Below are 9,413 nucleotides of genomic sequence, written 5' to 3' on the forward strand. Positions count from 1 at the left end.
AAAAAGTGCCTTCGCACCGTGCTTTAGCCATGCTTCGCGCGCGCAACGAAGGCGTACTGCAACTCAGTATTAATCCTGAGCCAAGCTCAGAAAACCCCTCACAGTATTGTGCACAAATGATTGCCGATCATTACCGTTTAGACATCAGTACGCAAACAGCGAGTCCTTGGCTTGGCACTGTCGTGCAATGGGCCTGGAAAATTAAACTGGGCTTACATTTAGAAAACGAATTTTTAGCAGCCATGCGTGAAAAAGCCGAAACTGGCGCTATCGATGTATTTGCAAAAAACTTAAAAGACTTATTAATGGCAGCACCAGCCGGAGCGCGTACCACTTTAGGACTTGATCCCGGCCTACGTACTGGTTGTAAAATTGCCGTCGTCGATAGCACGGGTAAGTTACTGGCAACACAAACAATCTTCCCTCATGCGCCACAAAATCATTGGGATAAATCAATACGTACGCTAGAGCAATTATGTCGTCAACATAAGGTTGAGTTAATCGCGATTGGGAATGGCACCGCATCACGTGAATCGGACAAACTCGTTGCTGAACTTATCAAAGCTAACAGCGAGCTTAAACTGAATAAAATCATGGTCAGTGAAGCCGGTGCATCGGTGTATTCAGCATCAGAATTTGCCGCGAATGAGTTTCCTGATTTAGATGTGTCGTTACGTGGTGCGGTTTCAATTGCACGTCGCTTACAAGATCCACTTGCCGAACTCGTGAAAGTGGAGCCTAAATCAATTGGGGTGGGTCAATACCAGCACGATGTATCGCAAAGCCAGCTAGGGCAAACTCTGACCTCTGTGGTTGAAGATTGTGTGAACTCGGTAGGTGTAGATTTAAATATGGCCTCAGTGCCACTGCTTGCCCGTGTCTCAGGATTAAATAAAACCTTAGCGCAAAATATTGTTAATTATCGCGATACAAATGGCTCATTCACTAAACGCTCTGAACTAAAAAAAGTAGAGCGTTTAGGGCCAAAAGCATTTGAGCAGGCTGCAGGCTTCTTAAAAATTAGCAATGGTAGCGACCCGCTGGACAGATCATCGGTTCACCCAGAAGCTTACCCTGTTGTTAAGCGTATTTGTGAGCAAAATAGTCTGGATGTAAATACCCTAATTGGCAACTCAGAGCTGTTAAATAAGCTAGTTGCGAATGACTACATTGATGATAAATTTGGTTTGCCAACCGTCACTGATATTATCAGCGAGCTAGATAAACCAGGCCGAGATCCTCGCCCTGATTTTAAAACCGCCGAGTTTAAAGCAGGTGTTGAAAAAATCAGTGACTTAAAGCCTGGGATGATTTTAGAAGGCGTGGTTTCAAACGTAGCTAACTTTGGTGCTTTTGTTGATGTGGGTGTACACCAAGATGGTTTAGTGCATATTTCTGCGATCACTAATAAGTTTATCTCTGATCCACGCGAAGTGGTTAAAGCTGGTGATATTGTAAAAGTAAAAGTAGTGGAAGTTGACGCTGCCCGTAAACGTATTAGTTTTACCATGCGTTTGGACGATGACATCGATACCAGCAACAAGCCCGCGCCATCAGCCAGTCAAAAGCAGCAAGCTAATAGTCGTAACAATGCTCAACAACCCCGCGCTGCTAAACCAAAACGCGATACCGGTAATGCAATAATGGGTAATGCATTTGCAGACGCCTTCGCAAATGCAAAAGTGAAAAAATAGCTCGTAACCAAAAACGCCACAAACTAACTTTGTGGCGTTGTTGTTCATAACTAAAAACTAGAAGTAATAACGTAATGTCGCTGCTATATCTGCGTATTCATCTACGTGTCGGTAAGAAGCGCCTAGAATCGCTTTATCTGTCAGTGCAAAATTAAAGCCCGCTTGGAGCACTAAGTTATTATCACTTTCTTCATCATGTAAACGCTCGTAGCCAATCCCTGCGTTTACTTCAAATTTATCCGTGACTAAATGTCTGACTTGCACATTAGCTGAAAGAATGTCTGCACTATTTGAATCTGAATAACCTTCTTCAGAAGATGAAAAGACTTGGCCATTAAATCTTTCTTCAACAATGGCTTTAAAATCAGTGCTATATTTAAGCTTGCCTAAGTTAATACTGTAATCTACGTTGGTAACGGCCGATAGGTGTTGAATATAACCCGCACTTAGCTCCAATCTAGTAAATTCAACGTCTAACTTCCCTTCAGTGTATAACTGTGACGTTCCGACATACTCACCGTTTTGAAAGATATCACGATAATCCTCAGAGACACTGTTTGCCATGTCATCTGATGTACTTGCGTACAAACCAGTTAGGTACCAATTATTACCAAGTTGCTTACTCAGCTTAACTACATAGCCGTCCAAGCTAAGTTCATCTAAGGCATCTACGTCCATTTTTGCATAGCCAACTTCGACATAGTCATAGCTTAGGCCAGATGTTTGATTTGCCACTGCGGTGATTGAAAAAAAGGATAAAGCCCCTACCATTACTGCATATTTCATTTAATTGTCTTCCATAATAAAAATCGCAGAGAAAATAACAGTTACAGGAATATTTCACAATTAAGAGTATACATTTAGGGAAATAAATCTAAAAAATCACATTTAAAAGCTGATTTATTTGGATTTACATTACGGGAGTAGATATTACTAGGGAACAACTATATGGTTGCAGAAAAGCCAGACTGTCCATAAGGTGAGATGGCTGCCTGATAAAACTGTGCGATGCGACCTGCGCGCTGCTCAACTTCAATATCGCGCTTAGCCGTTGCGGTTTCTGATCCAGCAGTAGTCGCTATTTTCTCATCCTTTGTAAATTCGCTATCTACTTTGAATGATGCCGATTGCGTGCTGCTTTCATCATCGCTATCTATATTACTAAGCTCAGCCTGCGCTGCGGCAAGTTTTTGCGTGGCATCAGCGGCAATCGAACGGTCAGCACCTGAAGGCTCGGCAGGAGCGAGTGCAGCTGCACGTACCGTTTGCATTTTCTCTATCGTCGCCTGTGGATCGCCTTCGATTTCAGCAACGTCAATTTGTACTTCACCACCAACGGCGTAATTAGTGCCATCAGGGCCACGCTGATATTCATAGCTAGGAGAACCTGCATATTGACCACCAACAGCAGCATGCGCTTGTTCATGAATACGCACTTCTGTATCACGAGCTTTAAGCTCTTTAATTTGCTCAGCATCTTGTTGCTCTTGCTGAGCTACTTGCTCTTTTTGCTTGGCTTCTTTTTCTGCATCTTGTTGTTGCTGTTCATTTTGCTCTGGGTTTTGCTCTGCATCTCCCTGCTGACGCTGTTGAATTACTTTTTCGTCGGCAAGTTTACCCTTAGCATCATATGTGCCGGTATCATTGCTACCGGGTTGTTTGGTTTTTTCATTATCACCGAGCGCTTTGTTTTCAGCATTAGTCGGTTTTGCAGCTGCAGGTGGCGGGATAACTTCCCGAAGTTGGTTGTCACGCCGAGCGGTTTCCGTATAAACATTAGCGGTGTTTATATTTACATTAGGAAATGGCGTGACAATGTTCATGGCAAATTAAACACGAATATCAATCAAAGTCCCCAGCACTTCGTCCGCGGTTTGAATTGATTGCGTATTGGCTTTGGCATTAAACTCTTCAACTTTTAAATTGACCAATGCTTCATCAATACGTGGTGGTTGTGACACAGGAGCGGTTACCGCTTCTTCTGGGCGTGCAGCCTGCAGCTGGCGCTGCTGAGCAAGCTGCGCATCATCTTGTTGTGTAATGCTGGCGCGATTGATTTCTGCGCTGGCTTTTTCAATGCCCTGACTGGCACGATTAAAACCTTCAACACCGTTATTAAAAACAGATCCAATTGGCATATTATACCTCCACCAATGTTATGTTGGTTAATTATCGCTCATAAAACAGCCAAAATAAAGCTTTCTGCTAGAGTTTTTCAGGCCCTATTGGAGTTGCTTTTTAAAGCATTGATTTGACGGTGGATAAAAACTCTTTCTGGTGAGAAATAAAAGGCGCATGCGACGCTTTATCTATAACTTCATACTCAAAATCACTGTTTAAAGCCTGCATTTTAGCTACTGCGCGATAAGGCACTAGTGCATCTAAACGACCAAATATACCACGAATTGGTACCGGGCAATTGGCAAAAGCATGACGTAAATCATCATGCTGCAAAATATCTAATCCTACACTTAAGGCGCTTTCTTGCGGTGCAGGGTATTCATTTAACAATTTTTTTAGCTGCTTTATATCATCACGGGCGCTATCACTGCCCATAGCTTGTATCGCTAAAAATCGCTCTATGGTTTTTTCACGATGAGTGACTAACTGCTCTTTAAATGCAGCTAATACATTTGTTTTAATTCCTGGCCACTCATCGTTTTCAGCAAACAATGGCGTTGAAGCAACTAATATTACTTTCGATACTTTTTCAGGCCAATGTTTAGCAATATATACGGCAAATAAACCACCTAAAGACCACCCCATTAAAGTCGAGTTTGGCTGTAATTGATTACTTAATTGTAGCGCGGCGGCATGCAAACTATAAGGTTTTGGCGATGTTTGGCTATTGCCATAACCAGGTAAATCAATGCAACGCACGGTATCGACATGAATAAACTCAAGCTCAGGTAAGATCAATTGCCACACCCCTTGATTCATCCCCCAACCATGTAATAACACTAGCTCATTTTGCATTTTCACCAACCCTGTTCCAAACTTAGCGCTCATAATAGCGCTTAAGGAAATGAATGCAATGACTGCTTTTAAGCAATGCCTTCAACACCTAGGGGATTGGTTTTTCCCTTCCTTTTGCGTGCAATGCCAGTGCGTTGTTAACAGTGATTATAGCTTGTGCGAGCATTGCTTAGCAGATCTGTCGTTACTCGATTTACGTGAACATCCAAACTTATTGTATCGCCCTGATATCGTAGAGCTGTTTCCTGATTGCCAATTTGACCATCTATTTGCTTGTGCCTGGTATCGGTCTCCGTTTGATAACTGGCTCAGCCAATTAAAATTTAGTAATCAAATTCATTATAAAAAAGCGTTGTCATTAATAATTAGCCTGCAATTCACTAGCAGTAAACAAGCTAGCGAAACATGGCCTGAGCTATTTATTATTTTACCTTTGCATCAACAACGCTTTTTAAAGCGAGGTTTTAACCAAGTAGCGCAATGCTGGTTGCCCAGCTTAGAAAATGAACATGTTGATTTTATAAGTTTACAGCGCAGTAAAAAAACACAAGCGCAATCATCACTCAGTAAAGCTAAACGGATTAAAAACTTACATGGCGCATTCATATGTAATACCGATATGACAGGAAAAACGGTCGCTATTATTGATGATGTGATGACCACTGGCGCCACACTAAATGCAGCCACCGTGGCACTTAAACAAGCTGGTGCTAAACAAGTCTGGGCATTTGTAACCTGTTTAACACCATTGGGGGATTAATACTTAAGCGGATTAGTTAATCTGCATTTGCGCTAAATGTATGGCCGAAAAATAATGCATTACTCAATAACCGACTTGTCCCATACCAATAACCTCTAAACACGGGGTCATCCGTCATACCAATCACGTTGCCACGACCATACGAATGCGCTACTAAACCAGCCGCACCAGCGACTTGTTCAATATTTACGTCATCGGTAAAACCGGCTAGTAACGGTTTTTGCGTGTACTGTAATACATTAACAAACGGGGCTGCTGACATTTCCAGTAACCAAGTACTGTTTTTAAATACCGGTAAGGTGTCTCGTTGTAATGAAAAAGTAAGTGGGTGGGTTAAATCAACTTTAGTATTAAAAATCGCCCCAGCTATACGTTGCCGCCCTGCGAGGTGATCTTTATCACCATAATGTAAGCCATCCGTTTTGAAGGCACTGGCAACATCTTGGCGTGATAAGTAAGTGGTTTTTAATAGTTGCTGATCGACTAAAAACTTCGCTCCACCTTTGTGGCCCCAAATCACCCCACCTTTACGCACCCAAGTTTTAATTGCTATTTTGTCAGCATCCGAAAGCTTATTGTAATTTCCATGCGCTAAAACAATGTGGCTGTAATCACTAAGCTCTAAATTACTAAAACGTTCCATTTCCACAATGGTAGGTGCCACACCAACAAAACGATCTAAGTAATACCACACTTCACCGACTTCATATTGGCTAGTGCCTTGGCCGCCTACCAGTAACACTTTCGGCGCTTTCACAACCGCAAGCGTTCGAGATCCTAAATCAGCACCTTGTGAGGTCAAGCCTGAGGTAATTGGCGTGATAGCAATACCAAACTCATTTTGAGCATTATTTAATAATGCAACCCATTGTGGGTTAGTTTGAATCCCCGCAGGAACAATGATGCTTCCGGCAGCAAATTCTTCAGTACTGGTGAGTGATTTTGCTGATAATGGACTTAATGCAACACGTGCTTGTACACCTTGTTGCAATAACTTGTTAAGCATTTTTGGTGCTAAGTAATTATCCCACTTAAAACCAAACGCATACTGCGCATCCAACGCGGTAAATTGTGGTTGTTCGGGCTGCTGCCATGCATCTTTGCTAACGTCCAATCCCCAATCGCTTTTTATAGCTGCAAACTCTAAGTTAAAAGCATGCGCTAAGGTCCAACCTGATACGTCATAAAAAGTATTATCAACAAAACGCTTTTGCTCACTGAAAATGGCTTTCACTAAACGAAATTGTGGTTGTGCAAGTGGCACAAAATAACTTTTCGCAGAAAAGTTCTTACCATTCGCTTTTACTGCTTTATTAAGTGGGTATGCTAGAATTTGATGCTGTTTCAATAAATCTAAGAACAGCTCGGTACGGGTAGTATCAGCGCCACCTTGCACTACATAACCTTTATAATCTTCATCATTGGCAAGCTCTACAGCATTATTATAAAAACTAGCTTGATAATCGAGTAGTGCTTGGCGATTATCGATAGCTGCTTGGAACGTAGATAAACTCGTAAGCAGCTGGTTTTTAATCGTAAATGCAAAACTCAAAGGCCCATTGATGGTTTCTTGTAAGTGACCACGAGAGCTGGCTTGCTCAAATAAAATACCCACACCACCGTTTACATCTGGGTAGGTAGAGCCCTTGCCGTAGTAAAAGTCATCAAAACTTTCTTCAGTAAAATATAATGCATTATGTTCATCCAATGTTTTTGCATGATAGTTACCTATTGCCTTGGTGAGGCTGACGTTTTCATCAGGGGTGATTGGGTGTTTCCGCGATGGAATACCTGGCTGAAAGAAAAAGGTGCTATTAGGCCCCATTTCATGAAAATCAGTGAGTATGTTTGGCTTCCAATGATGAAACTTAGCAATTCGTGCTTGTGATTCTGGGTGCTGTAATAATAACCAATCGCGATTTAAATCAAACCAGTAATGATTGGTACGGCTACTTGGCCAGCTTTCAATATGTTCTCTGGTTTGTGGATCAGACGATAAATTCATGCCCCGGTTACTATTCGCCCAATTAGCAAAGCGTGCTAAGCCATCGGGGTTTAATGCAGGATCGAGCAAAATAACCGTATTATTTAATAACGTATCAATTTCTTTACCTTGCGCTGCAGCTAAATAATAAGCCACTAGCAAGGCTGAATTACTACCCGAAGATTCATTGCCATGCACGCTATAACCCATCCATACTACCGCAGGTTGATCTGTCTCTTTGGCTTTTTCGGGATCAGCTAAACGGGCCAAGTGCGCCTTACGTGTTTGCTCCACATTTGCCAACTTATCAGCAGCAGTGATAGTAAGCATCACCAGTGGACGCTGTTGATGAGTGCGACCAATGACTTCAAAGTTAATACGGTCACTTTTTTCTGCCAATATTTCCATATAACGGACAAGTTGATCATGGCGTACATGCCACTGCCCGACTTCATAACCTAAAACCTGCTCTGGGGTAGGAATAGTTGGATCAAATTGCACATCATTATTGAAATAATAGGAAAGCGGTTGTGCTAAACAAGAAAAGCTTAGCAATAGTGTAAAGATTGTTATTATCAAACGCATAGAAAACACTCAGTAAATGATCAATGTTTGCACGCTACCACTGCTTAAAATAGATGCCAAATTTTTACGCTCAACACTGGCGACAACGCGATGAGCGGAGTATGATAACCAGTATCCGAGTAATTTAGTCAAGTATAGTTGTTTTATGATTTCTATTTCCGAAACCGCACAATCGCATTTTGCAAAATTATTAGCTGATCAAGCTGAAAAAACAAATATTCGCGTATTTGTTGTTAACCCTGGCACATCACAAGCGGAATGTGGTGTATCTTACTGCCCTGAAGATGCTGTGGAAGCCACTGATATTCGCCTTCCTTTTAACGGCTTTGATGCTGTAGTTGACGCAGAAAGCGCGCCATTTTTAGAAGAAGCTGAAATTGATTTTGTTACCGATAAAATGGGCACCCAGTTAACACTTAAAGCACCTAATGCTAAAGCCCGTAAAATCGGCGATGACGCAGGCCTTAACGAACGTATTCAACACATGTTAGAAACAGAGGTTAACCCTCAGCTTGCTAACCATGGCGGCCAAGTAAGTCTTGTAGAAGTAACAGCTGAAGGTATTGCTGTTTTACAATTCGGCGGTGGCTGTAATGGTTGTTCTATGATCGATGTCACGCTAAAAGAAGGCATTGAAAAAGAAATGATTGCTAAGTTTGATGAGATCACCGGTGTTGCTGATATCACCGATCACAAAGCTGGCGATCATTCTTACTATTAATCGCTCATAATCATGTTAAAGCAGCTGATATATCGCTTAGGCTCTGAACCTAAACTCAGCTTAAAACGCTTTTTACGCGGCCTTGCACTGTTTGTGCTGGCCGTAGTATTTATTGCCCTCGGCTATTATAGCCACTACAGCTTACAAATCATCGGCTTAGTAATTTTAGCCATCGCACTATTTTTCGCAGCGTGGGGTTACCTTGGTATTTTTGCCAACCGCTTCTCGCAAGTGCTAGAGCGTAACAACTCACGCCCAGAAGAAGACCCAGATCTTTGGAAATAGGTTCTAGGTTCTAGGTTCTAGGTTCTAGGTTCTAGGTTCCAGGTTCCAGGTTCCAGGTTCCAGGTTCCAGGTTCCAGGTTCCAGGTTCCAGGTTCCATCAAATTGTAGACATAAAAAAACACGCTTTAGGCGTGTCTGTTTAATATTACTATTTTTTATTTCAGTTGGTTGCAGGAGCCAGAATTTATGAAGAACGAATCGACGACCTTCGGGTTATGAGTAGCCCAATCTTTGCACCCACTGAATTTCAGACATAAAAAAACACTCATTAAAAGTGTCGATTCATTATTACTTTATTTCAGTGGTTGCGGGAGCCAGAATTTATGAAGAGCGAACCGACGACCTTCGGGTTATATAGCAACATCAAGATCTTCATTGAATATCAGACATAAAAAAACACTCATATAG

Annotated in this window: 9 protein-coding genes; 4 read left to right on the forward strand and 5 right to left on the reverse strand. The window is 42.0% G+C overall.

The window, feature by feature from the left end:
• On the forward strand, nt 1-1,694 hold a 1,694-nt coding region (locus tag ENH88_RS21025), incomplete at its 5' end, for a helix-hairpin-helix domain-containing protein (RefSeq protein ID WP_304185320.1).
• A gap of 57 nt (nt 1,695-1,751) precedes the next feature.
• Here ENH88_RS21025 and ENH88_RS21030 read toward each other — a convergent pair.
• The 4 genes from ENH88_RS21030 to bioH all read right to left on the reverse strand — a co-directional run bounded on the left by ENH88_RS21030 (nt 1,752) and on the right by bioH (nt 4,670).
• The gene (locus ENH88_RS21030; protein ID WP_304185322.1) at nt 1,752-2,480 is read right to left on the reverse strand and encodes a hypothetical protein; all 729 of its coding nucleotides are present in this window, start codon (nt 2,478-2,480) and stop codon (nt 1,752-1,754) included.
• 158 nt (nt 2,481-2,638) lie between these two features.
• A complete protein-coding gene (locus tag ENH88_RS21035) occupies nt 2,639-3,517 on the reverse strand; it encodes a putative metalloprotease CJM1_0395 family protein (protein WP_304185325.1) in 879 nt (292 codons plus the stop codon).
• 6 nt (nt 3,518-3,523) lie between these two features.
• Nucleotides 3,524-3,832: a hypothetical protein gene (locus ENH88_RS21040; RefSeq protein ID WP_304185327.1), complete on the reverse strand. Its 309-nt coding sequence runs from the start codon at nt 3,830-3,832 to the stop codon at nt 3,524-3,526.
• A gap of 100 nt (nt 3,833-3,932) precedes the next feature.
• The gene (gene bioH, locus ENH88_RS21045) at nt 3,933-4,670 is read right to left on the reverse strand and encodes a pimeloyl-ACP methyl ester esterase BioH (protein ID WP_304185336.1); all 738 of its coding nucleotides are present in this window, start codon (nt 4,668-4,670) and stop codon (nt 3,933-3,935) included.
• Between the two features lie 58 nt (nt 4,671-4,728).
• Here bioH and ENH88_RS21050 point away from each other — a divergent pair, with 58 nt between their 5' ends.
• Complete coding sequence (locus tag ENH88_RS21050) at nt 4,729-5,430, forward strand: ComF family protein (protein WP_304185329.1); 702 nt, start codon at nt 4,729-4,731, stop codon at nt 5,428-5,430.
• Nucleotides 5,431-5,446: 16 nt separating this feature from the next.
• Here ENH88_RS21050 and ENH88_RS21055 read toward each other — a convergent pair whose 3' ends face one another.
• Nucleotides 5,447-7,999: a M14 metallopeptidase family protein gene (locus tag ENH88_RS21055; protein WP_304185330.1), complete on the reverse strand. Its 2,553-nt coding sequence runs from the start codon at nt 7,997-7,999 to the stop codon at nt 5,447-5,449.
• A 145-nt stretch (nt 8,000-8,144) separates the two neighbouring features.
• Here ENH88_RS21055 and nfuA point away from each other — a divergent pair, with 145 nt between their 5' ends.
• Together nfuA and ENH88_RS21065 are read left to right on the forward strand one after the other, a co-directional pair.
• On the forward strand, nt 8,145-8,720 hold the full coding sequence (gene nfuA, locus ENH88_RS21060) for a Fe-S biogenesis protein NfuA (RefSeq protein WP_304185332.1): 576 nt from the start codon (nt 8,145-8,147) through the stop codon (nt 8,718-8,720).
• A gap of 12 nt (nt 8,721-8,732) precedes the next feature.
• Complete coding sequence (locus ENH88_RS21065) at nt 8,733-9,005, forward strand: hypothetical protein (protein ID WP_304185334.1); 273 nt, start codon at nt 8,733-8,735, stop codon at nt 9,003-9,005.
• Nucleotides 9,006-9,413: the final 408 nt, after the last annotated feature.

This window comes from Pseudoalteromonas prydzensis, assembly GCF_011050055.1.
Classification (GTDB): Bacteria; Pseudomonadota; Gammaproteobacteria; order Enterobacterales; family Alteromonadaceae; genus Pseudoalteromonas; species Pseudoalteromonas prydzensis_A.

What these genes read in the sequence shown, in the direction of transcription:
- ENH88_RS21030 (WP_304185322.1), bottom strand. Translation starts at nt 2,480, where the DNA reads ATGAAATATGCAGTAATGGTAGGGGCTTTATCCTTTTTTTCAATCACC.
- ENH88_RS21065 (WP_304185334.1), top strand. Translation starts at nt 8,733, where the DNA reads ATGTTAAAGCAGCTGATATATCGCTTAGGCTCTGAACCTAAACTCAGC.
- ENH88_RS21040 (WP_304185327.1), bottom strand. Translation starts at nt 3,832, where the DNA reads ATGCCAATTGGATCTGTTTTTAATAACGGTGTTGAAGGTTTTAATCGT.
- ENH88_RS21035 (WP_304185325.1), bottom strand. Translation starts at nt 3,517, where the DNA reads ATGAACATTGTCACGCCATTTCCTAATGTAAATATAAACACCGCTAAT.
- nfuA (WP_304185332.1), top strand. Translation starts at nt 8,145, where the DNA reads ATGATTTCTATTTCCGAAACCGCACAATCGCATTTTGCAAAATTATTA.
- ENH88_RS21055 (WP_304185330.1), bottom strand. Translation starts at nt 7,999, where the DNA reads ATGCGTTTGATAATAACAATCTTTACACTATTGCTAAGCTTTTCTTGT.
- bioH (WP_304185336.1), bottom strand. Translation starts at nt 4,670, where the DNA reads ATGCAAAATGAGCTAGTGTTATTACATGGTTGGGGGATGAATCAAGGG.
- ENH88_RS21050 (WP_304185329.1), top strand. Translation starts at nt 4,729, where the DNA reads ATGACTGCTTTTAAGCAATGCCTTCAACACCTAGGGGATTGGTTTTTC.